Origin of the sequence: Clostridium hominis, assembly GCF_014287825.1 — a bacterium.
Taxonomy (GTDB): Bacteria; Bacillota; Clostridia; order Clostridiales; family Clostridiaceae; genus Clostridium; species Clostridium hominis.
In genome coordinates, this window is the sequence record NZ_JACOOO010000010.1 from 1 (window position 1) to 21,463 (window position 21,463).

The following is a 21,463-nucleotide window of genomic DNA, read 5'->3' on the forward strand; positions in this document are numbered from 1 at the left end:
TTGTGCATATAAATATGCAATTAATCTAGATAATTTAAATACAGATATTTCGTATGAGTTTAAACTAAAAAATCTAAATATTAATCATTTAGATTTAATAAGGAGTTTTTATCCTAGTGAGTCAGATAAAACTAAACAGGATTTACTTTTAAAAAGAATTAATGATAAAAGTAAAGATATATTTTGTGTTATTGATAATTTTGAAAATATATGTGGAATTTTTAGTCTGTCATATACTGATACCTTTATTTATGAGATGAATGAAATTATCCGTTTAAATAATGAAGAATGTTATTTATTTGATGATTATACTTTTATTGAGCATAGAAGAAGAGGAGTGCAGACATTCTCTGTTAAAGCAAGGTGTGATATGGCTAAGAAATCTGGATATAAAAAAGCTTTTGTAATAGTTGATAAGTATAATAAACCATCTAGAAAATCTATGGAGAATGCAGGATTTAAGTGTGAGGAGAAATATTATTTTATAACAGTTAAAAATTTTAGAAAATTGCTAATAAGATTATTAGTATAAAGATTTAATTAAAGGGACTGCTGAAGCAGTTCCTTTAATTATTATGTTTTAAATAATTGTTTATAAGTAAATGGAATTATTTGTGACAATATAGAACATTAAATATTAATATGAATAATATGGTAGAGAATAGAGGTTTTTTGAAATATTATTCATATTATATGGTGATAAAATGAAAATTGCGATGATTGGTCAAAAGGGAATTCCGTCAAGAGCTGGAGGCGTGGAAGTTCATGTGGAAGAAATTGCAGCTGGTTTATGTGAAAAAGATGTACAGGTTGATGTTTATGCAAGAAAGTCATATTGTGATGAAATAAATGATAAATATAGAGGAATTAATATAAAGTATATTCCTTCGATTAACACTAAATCATTAGATGCAATAACGTATACATTTTTAGCCACAATATATGCTTTATTTTTAGGTTATGATGTAATACATTATCATGCATTAGGTCCATCAAGTATGGCTTGGTTACCGAGGTTATTTGGCATAAAAGTAGTTTGTACAGTACATGGATTAGACTGGCAAAGAGAAAAATGGGGCGTATTTGGAAAGTTATATCTTAAATTTGGAGAATTTATAATTGCGAAATTTGCTAATGAAATTATTGTATTAACGAATTCTATGAAAAAGCATTTTAAAGAAAAATGGAACAGAGACAGCACTGTCATTTCAAATGGAGTTTATATAGAAAAAAATATTGCTGCGGATATTATTACAGATAAGTATCAGCTAACTAAAGACTCATATATACTATTTTTAGCGAGGTTAGTGCCTGAAAAAGGAGCGCATTATTTGATTAATGCATATAAAAAGTTAAAGACAGATAAGAAGTTGGTTATAGTAGGAGGATCTAGTTATACAAATGATTATGTGAACAGTTTATATAAATTAGCAGGTTCAGATAATAATATAATTTTTACAGGTTTTGTAAAAGGTAAGGAATTAGAGGAGTTATATAGTAATGCTTATGTCTATGTATTGCCTTCAGAAATAGAAGGATTGCCAATAAGCTTACTAGAAGCTTTAAGTTATGGAAATTGCTGTATAGCAAGTGATATAGATGAGATTTGTGAAACTATGAAGGAATATGGACTGTATTTCAAAAAAGGTTCGGATGAGATGTTAAGTAAGGTATTATATGAAATCCTAGACAATAAGGGGTTAGTTGCTAGATATAAGGATTCGAGCAAAGGTTTTGTTTTAAGTGAGTATAATTGGAAAGATAAGGTAGTAGATACTTTAGAAGTTTATAATAAGTGCGTGAATATAGATAAAAAAAATAGTAAAATAGAGTGCCATAAAATCTTTGATAGTAGAGCTTTAGGCACTCTTTTTAAAATAATTTTATATTAATGGAGGCTGAATATGAATATTAAAGTAACCGTTTTTACACCTACATTTAATAGAGGAAATGTTTTATATAGAGTTTTTGAGAGCTTATGTGCACAGACATTTAAAGATTTTGAATGGATTATAATAGATGATGGGTCAAATGATAATACAAAAGAATTAGTAAATTCGTATATTTTACAAAATAACTTTCCCATTGTATATAGATATCAAGAAAATTCAGGAAAGCATATTGCTATGAATAGAGCTGTAGAAATAGCAAGAGGAGAGTTATTTGTTATCGCAGATTCAGATGATAGATTTTTACCTGAGGCATTAGAGATTTTAGTTAATGAATGGGAAAAAATAGCTATTAACAAAAGAGCAGGATTTAAAGGAGTAACATGTAGATGTTTAGATGTATATAGCAATGAACCTATTGGAAAGAAGTTCATAAAAGATCCTTTAGAATCAAATGATTTAGAAATTATTTTCAAGTATAAATGTAAATATGATATGTGGGGAATATTGAACAAAAGTGTTTTAAAAGAGTATCCATTTCCAGAGGTTAAGGGATTAAGATTTTTTCCAGAAGCAATTATATGGCAGAAGATAGCGAGAAAGTACAAAACAATATATATAAATAAACCACTCTTATATTATTATAAGGATCAATCTAATGCGACTACTGCCTCTAATAACAAAAGAGAGAAGGAGAATATTTATCTATGGAAACACTATATTAATGATGTTTTTGATTATTTTATATATGACATTATATTATTTCTAAAGTCTTTTATTGGATTAACTAGGGATGGGTTAGTATTAAAGATGAGTTATAAAAGTATTATAAGAGAATGTAATGGAGTTGGAAGAAAGTTTTTATGCATAATTTTTATTCCAGCAGGAACCATATTATATTTCATAAACAAGATTTTATATAAAACAAAAGTAATGCTAAGTAAATAAAAAACAATATTAGAGGTATATGGTGAGTTAGTCAAAAGTAGCAATATGTAACAAAAAAAAAAAATATGAATATTATGTATTAGCAGATAGAAGGACATATTTTTACTAAGGAGAAGAAAAAGATGAAAAAAAAGAGATGGAATTACGATGTTATAAAGAGAATTATAGATATTACTATAAGTGGACTAGCTCTTATTATTTTAATACCTTTATTTTTAGTAGTTGCAATATTAATAAAAGTAGAAAGTGCAGGAAGAGTGATTTTTCCCCAAGACAGAGTTGGAAAAGATGGAGAAATCTTCAGGATGTATAAGTTTAGGTCTATGGTAGCTAATGCTGAAGAATTAAAAAGAAAACTAATACTAGAAAATGAAGCTACAGGGCCAATGTTTAAAATAAAGAATGACCCAAGAATAACGACAATAGGTAGATTCTTAAGACGGACATCTATAGATGAGCTACCACAATTATTTAATGTCTTAAAGGGGGATATGTCTTTAGTTGGACCAAGACCATCTTTACCTGAAGAAGTTGAGAAGTTTGATCTATGGATGTTACGAAGGTTAGATGTAAAACCAGGATTGACATGTTATTGGCAGGTAATGGGAAGAAATAGTATTGGGTTTGAAGAATGGATGAAACTTGATGTTAAATATGTGAATGAAAGAACATTATGGATAGATATAAAACTAATATTTAAGACATTTTCTGTACTTTTGGGAGATAATAATGCTTATTAAAGAAAGAGATATTATGAAAGAGTACACTTTGCTAGTAGAGAGCTTACAATGAAAAAATTATTAGCTTAGGAGGAAGCAATGGGAAATAGAATAAAAAAAGCAGTAATACCTGCAGCTGGGTTAGGTACTAGATTTTTACCAGCAACAAAAGCTCAGCCAAAAGAAATGCTACCCATAGTAGATAAACCTACACTTCAATATATTATAGAAGAATGTGTTGAATCAGGTATAGAAGAAATCATAATAATAACAGGGAGAAATAAGAAAAGTATAGAAGACCATTTTGATAAATCAGTAGAGCTAGAGCTTGAACTAGCTAGAACTGGTAAAGATGATTTGTTAACAATGGTTCATAATATATCTAACATGGCTAACATTTACTATATAAGACAGAAAGAGCCTAAAGGATTGGGACATGCTATATATTGTGCAAGAGCTTTTATTGGAAATGAACCTTTTGCAGTACTTCTGGGAGATGATGTGGTATATAGTGATGATAAGCCTTGTATAAAACAATTGATTGACTGTTTTGATAAGTACAATAAGACTATTTTAGGTGTTCAAAAAGTGCCAGCTAATGAAGTTTTTAAATATGGAATTATAAGTGGTAAAAAAATTGATAAAGAGGTATATATGGTAAATGACATGGTCGAAAAACCGGATATTAACAGATCACCATCTAATATGGCGATATTAGGAAGGTATATAATAACACCAGAGATTTTTAACATTCTTCAAAATACTAAACCTGGAAAAGGTGGAGAGATACAGTTAACAGATGCTTTATCGATATTAAGAGAAAAAGAAGGGTTATATGCTTATAATTTTATAGGAAAAAGATATGATATAGGTGATAAATTAGGATTTCTACAAGCAACAGTAGAGTATGCTTTAAGAAATCCCGAGTTGAAAGAAGGATTCCTAAAGTTTCTATTATCTATAAATAAGTAATTTAAAGGCAATATTTGTACCTAGTGAATAATTATAAGATTTTACTTAATCACTAGGTATTTTTATTAATAGAATCATACAAGTATAGAAATAAAAATAATATGTAATTGTAAATAGAATTATTAGTTAGAAAAGTAAAAAACATTTTAAAAAGTTATGAGGATAAAATCAAATGAGAACAGAGAGTTCAATAAAAAACATCACAACAGGAATACTATTGCAAATAGTAACAGTAGTTTTTGGATTTATTGCAAGAAAAGTTTTTGTAAGCTACATGGGAATAGAGTTGCTTGGAATAAATGGTTTATTATCTAATGTAATATCAATGTTGAGTTTAGTAGAGTTAGGTGTTGGAACTGCTATATTTTATAGTTTATATAAACCTTTAGCAGAAAAAGATTACAATCAAGTTCATGCAATAATGAATCTTTATGAAAAATTATATAGATATATTGCAATTGCTGTACTAATTTTAGGTGTATTAATAACTCCATTCTTAAAATATTTTGTTAATACAACTATTTCTATGTCCTATGTTAAGTTAATTTATTTTATTTTTGTAATTGATTCAGCTTTATCATATATATTAACTTATCGTAGAAATATATTATTAGCAGATCAAAAGATGCATATTTTTAATAGACTTTCTGTATTATATTCAATCGGATGCAGTATAGCACAGATAGCAATAATAATAATAACAAAGAATTATGTATTATATTTAGTCATAAAAATAGTATTAGTATTAATTCAAAACTTACAAATTTATAGAATAACTAATAAAAAATATCCATATTTAAATGAAACATTGAAAGAGCCTTTAAAAAAAGAAATTAAGAATGATATTATCAAAAATACTAAAGCACTCTTGGTAATTAATATAGCAGCTTACTTTGTTTTTGGTACTGACAATATACTGTTGTCTTATTTCTTAGGGGTAAGTATTGTAGGGATATATTCCAATTATAGTATTATAGTAAGTACTATAGAAGGATTAATTTCGCGGATATTTCAGGGTATACAAGCTAGTTTTGGGAATTTTTTATTAGAAGAATCATTAGATAAAGCATATGAAATATTTAATGTATTATATTTTGTAAATTTTTGGATATCTACTTTTTGCTCAGTTTCATTAATTGTGTTATTAAATCCTTTTATAGAGATAGTGTTTGGTGAAGATATGTTATTTTCAATAGTGACGATATTTTTTATTGTATATAACTTTTATATAAAAAGTATGACAAGTTCAGTTGAAGTTGTAAAAAATGGTGCAGGATTATATAGTCCATATCCATTTGCGAAATATTGGTCTATTGTTGAAGGGGTATTAAATTTAGTTGCATCAATAATACTAGTGAAGTATTTTAAGTTAGGTGCACTGGGAGTATTTGCAGGAACGACAATTAGTAGGCTTGTAACTTTAATTATAGATCCATTTAACGTACATCGTTATATATTTAAAACATCTATAAAAAATTATTTTTTTAAATATATAGGGTACACATCTATTTTATTTGTAATTACTGGATTAGTAATCTTTATAACTAAAGTTATAGCCTTTAATAATTTATTTGTAGAGTTCATCTTTAAAGGAATTTGCTGTATTATAATTCCAAATACAATAATTTTATTACTATTTTTTAGAAGCAAAGAGTTTAAGTATCTTATCGGTAAGTTTAATATACAAAACAAATTATTGAAAAAATTTAATAGATAATCATGTTGCCCTATTATGTATAATTTTGGTAAAGGTCAAAAATCTACATAATAGGGTATTTTATATGAAAATGTAACAACTTAATTTATGATACATATAGTATATATGAGACTATGTACTTTAATAATAATATATTTATATGTAAATAAGTAACTATAGGAAATGTGCAGATTAGACCTTACTTAAGATGAGAGGAGAAAAGAGATGAAAGGAATAATTTTAGCAGGTGGTTCGGGAACAAGACTTTTTCCTATCACAAAAGCAATATCAAAGCAAATGGTTCCAATATATGATAAACCAATGATTTATTATCCTTTATCTGTACTAATGTTAGCGGGAATTAAGGAAATATTAATTATTTCAACAGAAAGAGATATAGGTTATTTTAAAAAGTTGTTTAAAGATTCTTTAGAGATAGGTTTAACTATAGAATATGCGATACAGAAAACGCCTAATGGGCTGGCAGATGCATTTATAATTGGGGAAGAGTTTATTGGAGATGATACTGTAGCTATGATTTTAGGCGATAATATTTTCTATGGACAAAATTTAACTGATTATTTATTAGATGCAGCAAGTTTAAAAGATGGAGCAGTAATATTTGGATATTACATTCAGGATCCGAGAGAATTTGGAGTTATCGAGTTTGATGAAGATAATAAGGCAATTTCAATAGAGGAAAAACCGGCAAGACCAAAATCAAAGTACGCTGTTCCAGGGCTATATTTCTATGATAATTCAGTTATAAAAAAGGCAAAAGAATTAAAGCCTTCACCAAGAGGAGAGTTAGAAATAACAGATTTAAATAGATTGTATATGGATGAGAGTAAATTAAAAGTAATAAGATTAGGGCGAGGAATGGTTTGGTTAGATACAGGAACGCATAGTTCAATGTTGAAAGCAGCCAATTTCGTGGAAGTAATACAAGATACACATGGAATATATATAGCATGCTTAGAGGAAATAGCTTATAGGCAGGGGTGGATTACAGCAGAAAAGTTAGGGCAATTAGCTAAACCATTGATGAAAACAGGGTATGGTAAATATCTTATAAGTATTATTGAAGAGTAGATATAGGGTAAATCTAGTAAGTAATATTATTAAATAATAATAGCATATTTTGACGAAAAGGTGATGGGATGGATAATATATTATTTAGTGTAATAATTCTTTCTTATAAAAATCTTCAGTATATAGAAGATACAATAAAATCAGTAATAGATCAAGATTACAAAGATATTGAGCTAATTATAGCAGATGATTGTAGTGATGGTATAGATTTAAACAAATTTAAGAAGTATATTGATATAAATAATAATGGAAATATAAAGAACGTTATTATTTATAAAAATAAAATGAACTTAGGAATTGTAAAAAATATTAATAAAGCATTATTAGTAGCAAATGGTAACTATATTAAGATTATAGATTCAGATGATTATTTTTACTCAAAAAATGTTTTATCAAATGTGGCAGATTATTTTAATAATAATGACAGTATTATTATTACTACGAAGTTTTTACAGTGTGATATTAACATGAAGCCCTTAGTTAATGCAGAAAATATTATGGATTCTCTTAAATCTAAACTAATAGAAGGTAATGATTCTAAAAAGTTTTATAATAAATTATGTGCTGAAGGTACTTTAATAGATCCAGGTGTGTTTTTTAAAAAAGATTTTTTTGAGCAATACGGTATGTTAGATGAAAGGTATATTCATTTGAATGATTTACCATTATGGCTTAGAGTAACTAGAAATGGATGCAAAATGGATTTTTTTAATATAGTAAGTATCAAGTATAGGGTAGGTAGTGGAATTAGCAATCAAGATAAAAAAGACACTGTACTAATTGACGATATAATTAGATGTTACAATGAAGAGATATTTAAATATAAAAAGCAGTTAGATTATTATAGCTATAAGAAAGCAAGATATATTTATATTAAAAGTTTCGAATTAAATAATTATTCTATAATAAAAAAAATATCATTTCTGATTGGAAATTTAGATATTATCTTCATTAAGATAAAGAATAAAATATTAAGAAGTATAAAAGATTAAATTCTTTAATAAGGTAGAGAAATAAAATGTATAATGTTGCTTTAATTAAATTTAAGAATATTTCAAGTGAATGTGGACATTTAATTCCCATTGAAGGAAAGATAGATATTCCATATGAAATAAAGAGAATTTTTTATATATATGGAGTACCTAAGGATAAAAAAAGGGGCAATCATAGTCATAGAAGCCTTTATGAAATATTGATATGCTTAAAGGGCTCTTTAAAGGTAAAAGTACAAAATGGTAGAGAAGAAGAAGTATATGTATTGAATAATGAGTATGAAGGATTGATGATAGGACCTTGGATTTGGAATGAAATGTTTGATTACTCTGATGATTGTGTATTATTAGTTCTTTGTTCAGATAAATATGATGAGTCTGAATATTTAAGAGATTATGATGTTTTTCTAAAAGAAGTCAATGAGATTTACAAGGAGAATAAATTATGTTAGTACCATTTACAAGCTTTAAAGTAATGCATGGTGGGATTAGAGATGAATTAATAAGTGGATTTGAGTCGGTATTAGATTCACAGTGGTTTATTATGGGGGAACAATTGAAGAGGTTTGAAGAAGAGTATGCAAAATTCTGCGGTACGAAATATTGTGTAGGAGTAGCTTCAGGATTAGATGCATTAAGGATTATATTGATGGCTTATGGAATAAAAGAAGGTGATGAAGTTATTGTTCCATCAAACACATATATTGCAACAGCTTTAGCAGTGAGTTTTGTAGGAGCAAAACTTATTTTTATTGAACCGGATATAAAAACATTAAATATGGATAGCAAATTGATTGAAGAAAAAATAACTTTAAGAACTAAAGCAATAATAGTAGTGCATCTATATGGCAGAGTTGTTAATATGGATGATATTATAAAAATAGCTGACAAATATAATCTAAAAGTTATAGAAGATGCTGCTCAAGCTCACGGGGGGTATTTTAAAGAAAATAGAGTCGGAAATCTAGGTGATGTTGCTGCTTTTAGTTTTTATCCAGGAAAAAATTTAGGGGCTTTGGGTGATGGTGGTGCAATTACCACAAATGATAAAGATGTTGCTAATAAAGCATACTCAATAAGAAATTATGGATCAAATAAAAAATACTATAATGAAATAAAAGGATTAAACTCAAGATTAGATGAGATTCAAGCTGCATTGTTATTAGTGAAATTATCAAAATTAGATATATGGACAAAGGAAAGAAGAGAAATTGCTGAGAAATATTATAATGGTATACAAAATAATAGAATAAAATTACCACTAAAAGCTAAAAATGATGAAAATGTATATCACATTTTTCCTGTTTTTTGTGATGAGAGAGATAGATTGAAAGATTATTTAATATCAAATGGAATTGAAACATTAATACACTATCCAATACCAATACATCTACAAAAGGCATATAGTGAATTAAAGTATAAAGTTGGAGATTTTAAAATTGCAGAGACTATATCAAGAGAGGAGTTAAGTATTCCATTATTTATTGGTATGAAAGATGAAGAAATAGAATATGTGATAGAAATATTAAATAAATTTAGATGATATGTTTTATATTTATCATCAATTAGTAAGAGGGACAATTAATTATGAAAACCTATTTAGTAACAGGTGGAGCTGGTTTTATTGGCTCTAACTTCATTTTATTTATGTTAAAGAAATATAGTGATATTAAAATTATAAATTTAGATAAATTAACTTATGCGGGAAATTTGGATAACCTTAAATCTGTTGAGAATGATGAAAGATATATCTTTATAAAAGGTGATATATGTAATAAAAGATTGATTAAAGAAATTTTTAAAAAGTACACTATAGATTATATTGTTCATTTTGCAGCAGAATCCCATGTTGATAGAAGTATCAATAATCCAGAGGTTTTTGTAAAAACTAATGTGCTTGGAACAGTAACAGTATTAAATGCTGCAAAGGAAGTATGGGAAAAGGATGGAAGGTGGAAAGAGGGAGTAAAATTTGTTCATATTTCAACTGATGAAGTTTATGGATCTCTTGGAGATATAGGATATTTTACTGAAGATACCAATTTAGACCCGCATAGTCCTTATTCTGCAAGTAAAGCTAGTGCTGATTTGATAGTTAAATCATATTATGACACTTATAAGATGCCTGTAAATATTACTAGATGTTCTAATAACTATGGACCGTTTCAATTTCCAGAAAAATTGATTCCATTGATAATTAACAATTGTATTGAGAAAGAAGAATTGCCTATATATGGGGATGGATTAAATGTTAGGGATTGGATATATGTTGAAGATCATGTAAGAGCTATAGATATGGTTATAAATTCAGGCAGAATAGGAGAAGTTTATAATATTGGTGGAAGAAATGAAAGAACTAATATTGATATCGTAAAAAGTATTATAGATTATTTCAAGAAAAATGTTGATTATACCATTGATGAAAGTTTAATAAAATTCATAGAAGATAGAAAAGGTCATGATAGAAGATATGGAATTGATTCTACCAAGATAAATGAAGAGCTAGGTTGGTATCCTAAAATGGATTTTTATGTTGGAATGAAGAAAACTATACAATGGTATTTAAATAATCAGGATTGGATTAATAATATAAAGTTAGGGGAATATAAAAAGTATTATAATAAAATGTATAAATAATATAATTGGCTGTTGTTATCTCAACAGCCAATTATATTATTTTAAATGCAGATTAATAACTTAGAAGATTATACCTCGAGTTGGTTTGATTTTTTTATTTGATGGCAAATTAGAGGACATACTAGTCTTATCGTTTTGATCTTGTGGATTAATATAGTTATTATTATCTTTATTTGTAATGGATAGGACATCAGAATTTATATCTATTATTCTTTCACTTTCTGAGTGAAGTGATAAATCATATGAGTTTAGGATATTACTAGTGCTAGTTAACTCTTCTTTAGCAGGGGCATTCATTAATCCTATTATTATTTTAGAGAGGCTGGGGCTAATATTACCTGATATAATCTTAAATGTAGCTTCTATATGCAAAAACCTTCCAGGTAAAATACTTTTTAAGGAACTGTTATTAGAGATTAGCTTCCAGTTTGACCAATTTATTTTATCTATTGAAGTTCTTACTTTTACAGTAATTAATGTTCCAGTAGGTTCTTCAGAATCCCAAGATATTTTTTCCCATAGGGTATTAATAGATTTACTATCATATATAACAGTCCATCTACCAATTTTGTTTGTAATTGTTCTTGATATAATACCTGTCATGTCAGAATAAGCATTATGACCATCACTGTTTGGTATATCCTTAACTAGGTTTATAGTGTTTGCTAAAGAATCAATCATATATATTTTTTCATCAGTCAGACCACAAACCCATATATTGCCCATATTGTCAACAGATAATGCTGTAGGATTTTTAGCAGCTGGAATACTTATAATAAAATTACCATTATTAGAATAACGTGCAACTGTATTATTTCCACTATTAGCAATCCACACATCTCCATCAGATGTGCAAGTTATTCCCCTACTGTTATTAAGATTCTTACTATCAGAATATACCCAATCTAAATTATTATTTATTATATTAAGTCTTGCAAGTTTATTTGAAGTCCAGCCAGATATAAATAAATGATCAAACTTATCAAGAGCTAAACAATAAGGCGTTAATTCTTGTAGATTAGATATTTTAGAAACTACAATTTCTTTATTGGTATCAATTTTTATGAGGTTTTTTTCTTCTGAAGGACCACTAGATGACCAGAGAAAGCCGTATTTATCTACTACAGCACCATAAGGATGATGATTCCAATCATTTAGGTCAATAACAGATAAAATTGAACCAGTAATACAGTCTATTTTGTAGTATTTTTTTAAGTCATAAGCTCCAACCCATAGATTATTATTTTTATCTATTGCAAGTGCTCTTGGAAAGATAGAGTTACTATATTCTTTAGAATAAGTACCAGGAATATAAGCACCAGGATTATCTCCGAATAATAGTATTTCTTTTAATACACATTCATCTTCTCCCCAAGGTAACACTTCATTATCATCAATAATACCATTGTTATTTAAATCTATGCAGGTATCGCAAATGCCGTTTTTATTTCTATCTTCAAATTGTAAATTTTCCTTAGAACCTATCTTGACAATTGTTCCTAATCCACGATTAGCAACCCAACAATTACCATCAAGATCTATAGCTGTCCTGGATGGACCATTATATAATGTTGCTTTATCTTTTGATGGCCATACAATATAACGGGCTATCTCTTCTCCAGTTAATGAATTAATTTTAGAAACAGTTCCATTATTATTTGGAATCCATATAAATGGAAAAGTTATATCTTTATTTAATAGATGTAGTTTATTTTCGGAATTTGAATAGTTTAGTTCAGGTGATAGTATACCTTCACTAAAATCATCTAAAGATGTATATATTTTTCTTATCAACATGGTGTTATCTCCTTTTTAAACATAAGATTACAAAATATCCATAATACAATATATGATGTAAGAATATTATTGTTCTATTAAGAGACTAAATAAGAACAAGAGTAATGCAATAGAAGTGAATGTTGAAATAGAATATTAATTATCAAAAATATATACCTTTTGGATGAAGTAATATTATTTTCTAAAATATTATATATTCTTTGAAAAAGTAACATTTATTGTTGATATTAATATTATATTAGAGAGAATAAAAAAAGATATATTATATTAGAGAGAATAAAAAAGATATATATTATTTGGAGGAATATAATGTCATATGCATTAAAGTTTGTGGAAGTAGACTTAAGTAATGAGGCAATAAAAGAAAGATCTGAAGTTCAAATACAAGATATTATTATTAAAGATGTGGAAGATATAATTATACATGGAAAGGTTTATGACGATAATAACAATCCTGTTGAGAATGCTGTAGTAAAAGTTTTTTATACAAATGATAATGGGAATGAAGTAGGATACTGTCATGTATTTACAGATAGTGATGGAGAGTATATGGTCAATTTACCTTATGAAATATTTAATGAAAAGAAGATCAAGGTCAAAGCAGTTAAAACTAATAAGATAATGGATGAGCAGTTTTAACGGGAGTATATAAGAAACCCATAATAAGAATAAAAGTAGGCTTATTATGGGATTTTCTCATAAATAAATTTAAATTATTAAAATTAGGGAAGAGGTGAAAAAGTGGGCGAAAAGATATTACTTGAACCGATTTATCTAGAATTAAGTAAACAACATATTATTAAGATAAGAAGAGATAAATATAGATATAGTAGAGAAATTAATATTTATGGGAAAATTTTCTGCAACAATATACCTGTTAAAGGGGCTATTGTAGTTCTATTTCGTATATTAGAAAATAAAAAGATACCATTAAAACGATGCATTACAGACCAAAAGGGCAATTATTCTTTTAGATTTAATAATTATAGCTATAGAGATGAAGTAATAGGAATAACAAGTTTTAATGGATGGAGAAAAATAAACAATAAAAGAAATATACGTACTAAAAAATGCAATATAGAAGTAAATCCAGTAAAAGATGTAATATTATACGGAAAAATTATTGATAGTTATGGATATCCTATTGAAGGCGCTATAGTAGTTGCTTTTTATGAGGATGCAAATGAAATGCAGGCAATATGTCATACATTTAGCGATATAGATGGAATTTATGTATTAAATATAAAGTATGAGCTATATAAAGATAAAAAGATAATAGTAAAAAGTGTTAACGCAAGTTATTCTACAATAGTGGATTATAAAAGTGAAGTTCATAAAGGAAGAGAATATGAGGACTAATAAATGGACAGTGTTAATATATGCTAATGGAAATAATGAATTAGAACCTGAAATAACTAAGGCTATTGAAAATCTTAAGATGGAGCATATAAATGATAATTTTAATATAGTAATACAATTGGCAAGGGCTAATGAAGAGTTAGTTCAAAAATTAAGAGGACCTATATATATCAATCAGAAGGAAAGATGGAGTGGAGTAAGAAGATACCTTATTAATAATCATGGAATTTATGAAGTAGAAGTTTTAGAAAATGTAAATATGGCTGATTCCCAAACTCTTTATAGTTTTCTTTTATGGGGAATAAATAATTATCCATCAGATTATATAATGATAGTACTATCAGGACATGGGGCAGGGTTTATTGGAGCTATGACAGATTTTACCAAGGAAAGACCTTATTTAATGAGCTTAGATTCGCTAGTAAATGTATTTTACAATTTATATAAAACAACAAAGAAAAAAGTTGAGGTATTACTTTTAGATAGTTGCTATATGAATTTAATAGAGGTTTGGCACGAATTTGCTAATATTACTTTTAATCCAATTAAGTATTTAGTGATAGCATCAGAGAATGTAAATATTGATGGGATTTCTTATACAATTTTTATTAGGCACTTACAACAAAAAGTAAAAAATGTTAAAAATACTAAAGCAGTATTAATTGATGTTATAAAAGAGTTTAATGAAAGTGATAAAATAGAAGAAAATTTGATACTAGTTAGTTTGGAAAAAAATAAATTTGAAGAATTAAAGAGTTGTTTTGATAATATCGCTAAAATTATTATAGAGAATAATATAAATATTGAAAAACTATTAAAAAAAGAGTTAAGCTATGAAAAAATAAATCCATTTATTAATATAATGTATTTATGCAATATAATTAATTCACAGTTAGGGTATACACCTAGTGAAAGTAATCATATGTTAGAAATAGTTAAAGATATAGTTGTATACCCTAGTATAGAAGTATTATCTAATGATGTTAATAATGGACCAGCCATATATATGCCAGACAGTCTAGGTGAATTAGATGAATTTAGGCAATGTTATAAAAAACTATTATTTTTATTTAATAATAATTGGATAGTTGTTTTAGATAAAAATGAAAAAGTAGTTGAAAAGGAAAGTGAATATATTAAAAATCATAATATATTAGAACAGCCTATTGTTTTAAAGAACAAATATGTAATTTCATCTATCTTAGAACAAAGTAGTTATATATCTGTTGAAGAAGCTATTGACATATTAAAAAAGCTAGGATGGTATTGATGTTAAAAAATGAGTTTCAAGTAATACGTATTTATTATAATATAAGAGACTATTAAAAATAGTCTCTTAAAATTTTGCTCAAAGATATACAAATTAATACACCTACAGCAATCTACAGGATCAATTTGTTGGAAATTTGTATTTGTAGACTACTTATAGTTAATGTGAAGTTATGTAATGTTTTACCTAATAAGACTATTGCAGTAGGGATATTAGTATTTCAGGATGGTGTTTTAAAAGGTTTTAAGGCAAGAAAAGTATATATAGGAGAAAAAAGGTAAAACGATGTTTTAAAATATTAATGGAGGAATGTTTACATTTGTTTTACCAGAAGAAAATATTTGTAATACAACAGATGTAGAGATGGAAATTGTCACTCATTATACAGATTTGGAGAAAATATGCTATAATAGAAAAGTTAATATATGTAATTATAATAGTAGATTTATGAAATATTATTATTAATTATAATTAACTATATAAGAAAAGTAGGTTTAAAAAATTTAAATCTACTTTTCTTATATAGATAGTTAATGGAGAAATAAACGATGAAAAAATGGACGATAAAAGAAGTACAAGATGAGATTGATAAGATAGGGTTAATTTTAGATTATCCTTGTAATTTAAAGATTGAAATTTCCAATAGAGCTACAAAGAGAATGGGTGCTTTTTTTTATAAAAAAGAAAAAGACACAATAAAGCCTTTAAAATTTGTATTTGCGAAAAGATTACTTGATGGTAATTTTCCAGAAGAAGTAGTAAAAGAAGTTATAATACATGAATATCTACATTATTATTGTGATACAAAAACAGGGATAAGTAATGGACACAATAAGTTTTTTAAATCCATGTGTTTAAAATGTAGCATAACCAATAAAGCAACATTTAATTATAAGATTATGAATGAAGATATATCTCAAAAGAACATTAAAATATATAGCATTTACTGCAGAAAATGCGGAAAATTAGTATGTGTACATAAGAGAAGAGATGCAGCAGAAAGAAAGGTAAAAGGATATGTTTCTAAGTGCTGTAATTATAGATTAGAGTATAAATTAAATAATATATAATAAAGACTTGCTTAATAGTTGTAGTATTTTATATTTTGTATTATTATAATACCATTAATTAAACTAAAGGAGAAAAAGAATGGATAAAGAAAATTTAGCACAAGAAGAAAAGCAAATAATGACTTTTTTAGATGAAGAAGGGAATAAAGTAGAATTTGAAGCTATTGCAAGAATATTTTTAGAAGAACAAGAATATTTATTGTTAGCTCCAGCTGATGATGAAGAGTCAGAAGATGTTTATGTTTTTAGAATTGATGATGTAGATGGAAAAGAAGAACTAAATCTTGTAGAAGATGATAAGGAGTTTTTAGCAGTCAAAAAAGAATATAAGAAATTACTTTATTAATTTGGAGGGTTCAAATGAAAGTTAATGAAATAGTTAAATTTTTAAATGAAAATGAACTTGGGGATGTAGAAGTATTAAAGTCAGAAAAAGATTTATTATTAGTTAATTTCTATTTTGATTTAGACCAAGATTTATTAGAAGCAGCAAAAGCATATGCTAATGAAGAGTGTGAAGATGAATCAAGTGATGAGTGGGAAAAAGAATATTATTTACCATACTTATATGATTTTTGTAATGATGAGGTATTATCTATAGTTGAAGATATAACTGAAGATCTTAATATTGCAGGTGAGTTTATGGCCTTTCAAATGAAAGATAAATCTGCAGAGTATGTACAGTTTATGGCGCTATTTACAAATGAAGATAGCGATATATCAATAGAAGAAGTGGTAAAGGATTACATTGGATAAACTTTTCAATAAGAAATTTTAAAATTTCTATTGAACTTATAAATTAATTTGATATAATTAAATCATAATAAATCCTGAGATGTGCGCTTAGCTTATAATATTCAACCTACATTATATTTACGGGATTTGCAATAAATTTATGGATGTCGGGCTTCATTTAACATTAGAAGATGGCAGAAGTAAATTGCGTGAAACCCACCTGCGAGTTGCAGGTGTGAGTATATAAGTGACCGGCATGTTGGGACATGATTTGAGAGTCAAACACCTCGTTAAGAGGTGTTTTTCTTTTTATCTTATGGAATTTAATACTTTAGACTGGTGTAAATTAGTAAAAGTAATTAAGCAGCTCTATATCTCGCTACAGATCTTGTAGATTTTTTCTTATATTTAATATAGATACGTTTTTGCTTTTTGCAAATTAGTTTGTCTAAGTTTTGAGAAAGGTAAATAATAAGTATATTACTTGGAGATAAATAATTAAGAAGAAAATTTAAATAAAATTTATTTTTTTTGATTTTTCTATGTAGCGACTTTGTTTTCATTTTTTCACATCCTTTTGATAAAATATTACATCCGTATAATAATTATATCAAACTCTAAATAAATGTAAATTAAAACAATTATACAAAATATTACAAAAACATACAAAATAAGGAAGAATATTTTATCTAAAATAAGTACGAAAATAAGATTGAAATATGACTATATGACGAAAAAGGTGGATTAAAATAAAAAACAACTAATAAGTTGATATTAATGATAAATAAATGTAAAATAAGAATAAATACACAAGAAGAAAGGAAGAAAATAGAATGGATTATACAAAAGCACCAATAGATGATGTTATAAAAAGAATAAATGAGTTATATAAAAAGGATAAAGAAGAAGGATTAAATGCAGAAGAAAAAGAAGAGCAACAAAAATTAAGAAGAAGATATATTGATAACGTTAAAGCAAACTTTAGAGTTCAATTAGAAGGTGTTGAGTTGAAGAAAAAGCAATAGTTTAAGGAGAGTAAAATGTCAGTTGCAGTAGGAAAGTTAATTAATGACTTTGATTTAGAAATTTTAGTTCAAGGTGATGAAAATGTTGAGATTTCAGTAAACGATATTAATAGACCGGGATTACAGTTAGCTGGGTTTTATAATTATTTTGCGCCAGAAAGATTACAGGTAATAGGTAAAGCCGAGTGGTTTTTTATAGATGCTATGCAACCAGAATTACGTAAAAAGAGAGTTGAAAAGTATTTTAGCTTTAAATCCAATTGTATTGTCATTACAAGAGGTCTAGAGCCGCATGATGAATTTGTTAAAGCCGCTAAGAAAAACAAAACTTGGCTACTAAGAAGTAATATGGTTACTACTAATTTTATTAGCAAAATGACAATATATTTAGCTGATAAGTTCGCACCAGAAACTAGATTACATGGTGTATTAGTAGATGTATATGGTATTGGAATATTAATAACAGGTGAAAGTGGAATAGGAAAAAGTGAAACAGCTCTTGAACTTATAAAAAGAGGACATAGACTTGTTACAGATGATGCTGTAGATATAAGAGAAATTGATGGTTCGCTAATAGGTACATCGCCAAGAATTACTATAGGCATGTTAGAGGTAAGAGGAATAGGAATAATTGATATACCATCATTGTATGGAGTAAGCTCAATACTTCAATCAAAAGGTATTAATCTTATAATGCATTTTGAACACTGGAAAGATGATGGAGATTATGATAGACTAGGTACTAATCAGGAAATGCAGGAAATTCTTGGAGTAGGTGTAAAGAAATTGAGAATTCCTATAAGACCAGGTAGAAATATTGCTGTTATTATTGAAGCTGCAGCTGTTAATTATAGACATTCACTAATGTCTGATGTAACACCAGTAGATATAATAGAAAGTAGAATGGCTAAAGATAGCGATTAAAATTTAAATGGGGGTATAAAAATGAGTGAAGAAAAAACTAAAAATGCATGGCTAAAATTTGATGAAAAAGGAAGATTAGACATTTTTAATTTCTGTGAGGGTTATAAAAATTATATGTCAGTATGTAAAACAGAAAGAGAATCCGTTTTAGAAGCTGTAAAATTGGCAGAAGAAAAAGGTTACAGGGATTTAAATTTAGTAATTAAAAATGGTGAAACTTTAAAAAGTGGAGACAAGGTCTATTTAAACAATAAGGATAAGGCCTTAGTACTATTTTTAATAGGAAATGAATCGTTAGAAAGTGGAATGAGAATAATAGGTTCTCACGTAGATTCACCTAGATTAGATTTAAAACAGCATACTTTATATGAAGATGGTCAAATGGCTTTAATGGATACTCACTATTATGGTGGTATCAAAAAATATCAATGGATAGCATTACCATTAGCGATACATGGAGTTGTAGTAAAGAAAGATGGAACTAAAATAAATGTTGTAATAGGTGAAGATGATAATGATCCTGTAGTTGGAATATCAGATCTTTTAGTTCATTTATCTGGAGAACAACTTCAAAAGAAAGCTAATGAAGTTATTCATGGTGAAGATTTAAATGTTCTTGTAGGAAATATTCCGCTTGATGGAGAAGAGAAAGATGCTGTTAAGGCTAATATATTAAAATTACTTAAAGATAAATATGATTTTGAAGAAGAAGATTTTACTTCAGCTGAAATAGAAGTAGTTCCTGCAGGAAGAGCGAGAGATTTAGGACTAGATAGAAGCATGGTAATGGCATATGGACAAGATGACAGAATATGCGCCTATACATCACTTATGGCTTTATTAGATTTAGATAAGGTTGAAAAAACTTCTGTTGTATTATTGGTTGATAAAGAAGAAGTAGGTAGTCAAGGGGCTACAGGTATGCATTCAAGATTCTTTGAAAATGCAGTAGCAGAAATAATGGATAGATTAGGTTGCTATTCAGAATTGAAGCTAAGACGTGCTTTATCTAATTCTGCTATGTTATCAGCAGATGTAACAGCTGCTTTTGATCCTAACTACGCTTCTGCGTATGAAAGAAAAAATACTGCTTATTTCGGTAGAGGATTAGTATTTAGTAAGTATACTGGAGCTAGAGGGAAGTCTGGATGTAATGATGCAAATCCAGAATTTATTGCTTGGCTTAGAGATATAATGGATAAGAATGATATTTCATACCAAACAGCTGAACTTGGAAAGGTAGACCAAGGAGGCGGAGGTACTATAGCTTATATTTTAGCAGAGTACAATATGGAAGTTATTGATTGTGGAGTAGCACTACAAAATATGCATGCTCCTTGGGAAGTATCAAGTAAAGTAGACATATACGAAACAATGAGAGGTTACAAAACTTTCTTAGTTGAAAAGTAAAAGAATAAATAGAAGCTAGAAGGATTAAACCTTCTAGCTTTTTATCTTACTGCACTTATAAACTTTTCAAGACTTTCTTCATCAAGACTCATAGAACCTAAAGAACCATGTCCTCCATCATCTTCCATACCATGAGAATCTGATCCACAAGAAATTAATAAGTTATTTTTATTTGCAAATTTTCTAAATCTCTTTTCTTCTTCAGAAGTATTTAATGCATAAACTGCTTCAAGACCATCTATTCCAAGTGGCAAAATATCATGAACGGATATCTTCTTTAGTAAAACTGGATGAGCTAAAAATATTTTAGCATTATATTTTCTTAAAAGAGATATTCCTTCTTCGGTAGACATTTTATTAGCTGGAATATATGCTGGACAATCATCACCTATAAATTTTTTAAAAATATAATCATAATCATAAGGATATCCTGCTTCTATTATAGTTTTAGCTATATGTGGTCTAGCGATAGTATCTTTACCATTTCTTAAAACATCTTCTACTTTAATTTCAATATTATTAAACTTTTTAAGTCTAGCAACTATTTCTTCAGCTCTTTTTATACGATTATCTTTTAATTCTTGTAAAAAGTTATTTAGTTCAATGTTTTTATAATCATCACCTTTAAAAAAACCAAGTAGGTGTACAGTTTCCTTGTTATGAGAAGTAGAAAGTTCTATTCCGGGAATAAATATCATTCCTAAACTTTCAGCCATATTTCTAGCTTCATCTATACCTGTTAGTGTATCATGATCAGTTAGAGCTAAGTACTTAACTCCTTTATCAAAAGATTTTTTAACTACTTCTGATGGAGAGAATGAGCCGTCTGAAGCTGTTGAATGAGTGTGAAAATCACATAGTACCATAATTACTGTAATCTCCTTTCAAGTAATTGTTTTTTGTCATAGAAAGCTATGATATAATTTAG

General features: G+C 27.4%; 23 protein-coding genes and 1 other RNA gene. 22 read left to right on the forward strand and 2 right to left on the reverse strand.

The annotated features are described in order from the left end of the window. The 11 genes from H8S20_RS06450 to rfbB all read left to right on the forward strand — a co-directional run. Positions 1-532, forward strand: a 532-nt coding sequence (locus tag H8S20_RS06450) for a GNAT family N-acetyltransferase (protein WP_186859590.1), incomplete at its 5' end; no start/stop codon positions are given. Between the two features lie 184 nt (positions 533-716). Continuing rightward, positions 717-1,892: a glycosyltransferase family 4 protein gene (locus H8S20_RS06455; RefSeq protein WP_243177544.1), complete on the forward strand. Its 1,176-nt coding sequence runs from the start codon at positions 717-719 to the stop codon at positions 1,890-1,892. Between the two features lie 12 nt (positions 1,893-1,904). Next, complete coding sequence (locus H8S20_RS06460) at positions 1,905-2,837, forward strand: glycosyltransferase family 2 protein (protein ID WP_186859592.1); 933 nt, start codon at positions 1,905-1,907, stop codon at positions 2,835-2,837. 122 nt (positions 2,838-2,959) lie between these two features. Further along, on the forward strand, positions 2,960-3,577 hold the full coding sequence (locus H8S20_RS06465) for a sugar transferase (RefSeq protein WP_042281832.1): 618 nt from the start codon (positions 2,960-2,962) through the stop codon (positions 3,575-3,577). Between the two features lie 78 nt (positions 3,578-3,655). Next, complete coding sequence (galU, locus tag H8S20_RS06470) at positions 3,656-4,528, forward strand: UTP--glucose-1-phosphate uridylyltransferase GalU (protein ID WP_186859593.1); 873 nt, start codon at positions 3,656-3,658, stop codon at positions 4,526-4,528. A 172-nt stretch (positions 4,529-4,700) separates the two neighbouring features. Next, positions 4,701-6,245 carry a lipopolysaccharide biosynthesis protein gene (locus H8S20_RS06475; protein WP_032119177.1) on the forward strand — a complete coding sequence of 515 codons (1,545 nt, stop codon included), beginning with the start codon at positions 4,701-4,703 and terminating at the stop codon, positions 6,243-6,245. Positions 6,246-6,449: 204 nt separating this feature from the next. After that, complete coding sequence (rfbA, locus tag H8S20_RS06480) at positions 6,450-7,316, forward strand: glucose-1-phosphate thymidylyltransferase RfbA (protein WP_032119176.1); 867 nt, start codon at positions 6,450-6,452, stop codon at positions 7,314-7,316. 68 nt (positions 7,317-7,384) lie between these two features. Further along, positions 7,385-8,308 (forward strand): glycosyltransferase, encoded by a 924-nt coding sequence (locus H8S20_RS06485; protein ID WP_186859594.1) that lies wholly within the window; start codon positions 7,385-7,387, stop codon positions 8,306-8,308. Between the two features lie 26 nt (positions 8,309-8,334). Continuing rightward, positions 8,335-8,760, forward strand: a complete 426-nt coding sequence (locus H8S20_RS06490) for a sugar 3,4-ketoisomerase (RefSeq protein WP_032119174.1) — start codon at positions 8,335-8,337, stop codon at positions 8,758-8,760. Further along, positions 8,754-9,851 carry a DegT/DnrJ/EryC1/StrS family aminotransferase gene (locus H8S20_RS06495; protein WP_186859595.1) on the forward strand — a complete coding sequence of 366 codons (1,098 nt, stop codon included), beginning with the start codon at positions 8,754-8,756 and terminating at the stop codon, positions 9,849-9,851. Before H8S20_RS06490 ends, H8S20_RS06495 begins: the two co-directional genes overlap by 7 nt. Before the next feature lie 44 nt (positions 9,852-9,895). Next, positions 9,896-10,945 carry a dTDP-glucose 4,6-dehydratase gene (gene rfbB / locus H8S20_RS06500; protein ID WP_032119172.1) on the forward strand — a complete coding sequence of 350 codons (1,050 nt, stop codon included), beginning with the start codon at positions 9,896-9,898 and terminating at the stop codon, positions 10,943-10,945. Positions 10,946-11,005: 60 nt separating this feature from the next. Here the strand turns inward: rfbB and H8S20_RS06505 are convergent, their stop codons facing one another. Continuing rightward, positions 11,006-12,742: an NHL repeat-containing protein gene (locus tag H8S20_RS06505; RefSeq protein WP_186859596.1), complete on the reverse strand. Its 1,737-nt coding sequence runs from the start codon at positions 12,740-12,742 to the stop codon at positions 11,006-11,008. A 309-nt stretch (positions 12,743-13,051) separates the two neighbouring features. On the opposite strand from H8S20_RS06505, the gene H8S20_RS06510 reads away from it, so the two are divergent. From H8S20_RS06510 to H8S20_RS06560, 11 genes are all read left to right on the forward strand, one after another. Beyond that, positions 13,052-13,381: a carboxypeptidase regulatory-like domain-containing protein gene (locus tag H8S20_RS06510; protein WP_032119170.1), complete on the forward strand. Its 330-nt coding sequence runs from the start codon at positions 13,052-13,054 to the stop codon at positions 13,379-13,381. Positions 13,382-13,483: 102 nt separating this feature from the next. Beyond that, on the forward strand, positions 13,484-14,101 hold the full coding sequence (locus H8S20_RS06515) for a hypothetical protein (RefSeq protein WP_032119169.1): 618 nt from the start codon (positions 13,484-13,486) through the stop codon (positions 14,099-14,101). Continuing rightward, positions 14,091-15,371, forward strand: coding sequence for a clostripain-related cysteine peptidase (locus H8S20_RS06520; protein ID WP_186859597.1), 1,281 nt, complete (start codon positions 14,091-14,093; stop codon positions 15,369-15,371). The genes H8S20_RS06515 and H8S20_RS06520 overlap by 11 nt, the downstream gene beginning before the upstream one ends. 309 nt (positions 15,372-15,680) lie before the next feature. After that, entirely contained in the window at positions 15,681-15,836 is a 156-nt protein-coding gene (locus H8S20_RS06525) for a hypothetical protein (protein ID WP_186859598.1), read from the forward strand. Positions 15,837-15,919: 83 nt separating this feature from the next. After that, positions 15,920-16,441: a SprT-like domain-containing protein gene (locus H8S20_RS06530; protein WP_186859599.1), complete on the forward strand. Its 522-nt coding sequence runs from the start codon at positions 15,920-15,922 to the stop codon at positions 16,439-16,441. Positions 16,442-16,520: 79 nt separating this feature from the next. Beyond that, complete coding sequence (locus tag H8S20_RS06535; protein WP_186859600.1) at positions 16,521-16,787, forward strand: DUF1292 domain-containing protein; 267 nt, start codon at positions 16,521-16,523, stop codon at positions 16,785-16,787. 14 nt (positions 16,788-16,801) lie between these two features. Beyond that, complete coding sequence (locus H8S20_RS06540) at positions 16,802-17,197, forward strand: hypothetical protein (RefSeq protein ID WP_186859601.1); 396 nt, start codon at positions 16,802-16,804, stop codon at positions 17,195-17,197. A gap of 68 nt (positions 17,198-17,265) precedes the next feature. Further along, positions 17,266-17,446, forward strand: a non-coding RNA gene (ssrS, locus tag H8S20_RS06545) — 6S RNA. A 563-nt stretch (positions 17,447-18,009) separates the two neighbouring features. Beyond that, positions 18,010-18,201: a DUF896 domain-containing protein gene (locus H8S20_RS06550; protein WP_032119163.1), complete on the forward strand. Its 192-nt coding sequence runs from the start codon at positions 18,010-18,012 to the stop codon at positions 18,199-18,201. 15 nt (positions 18,202-18,216) lie between these two features. Further along, positions 18,217-19,125 carry an HPr(Ser) kinase/phosphatase gene (gene hprK, locus H8S20_RS06555; RefSeq protein WP_032119162.1) on the forward strand — a complete coding sequence of 303 codons (909 nt, stop codon included), beginning with the start codon at positions 18,217-18,219 and terminating at the stop codon, positions 19,123-19,125. Positions 19,126-19,146: 21 nt separating this feature from the next. Beyond that, a complete protein-coding gene (locus H8S20_RS06560) occupies positions 19,147-20,535 on the forward strand; it encodes an aminopeptidase (protein ID WP_186859602.1) in 1,389 nt (462 codons plus the stop codon). Between the two features lie 41 nt (positions 20,536-20,576). On the opposite strand, the gene H8S20_RS06565 is transcribed toward H8S20_RS06560, so the two are convergent. After that, on the reverse strand, positions 20,577-21,401 hold the full coding sequence (locus H8S20_RS06565; RefSeq protein WP_186859603.1) for a PHP domain-containing protein: 825 nt from the start codon (positions 21,399-21,401) through the stop codon (positions 20,577-20,579). Between the last annotated feature and the right edge of the window lie 62 nt (positions 21,402-21,463).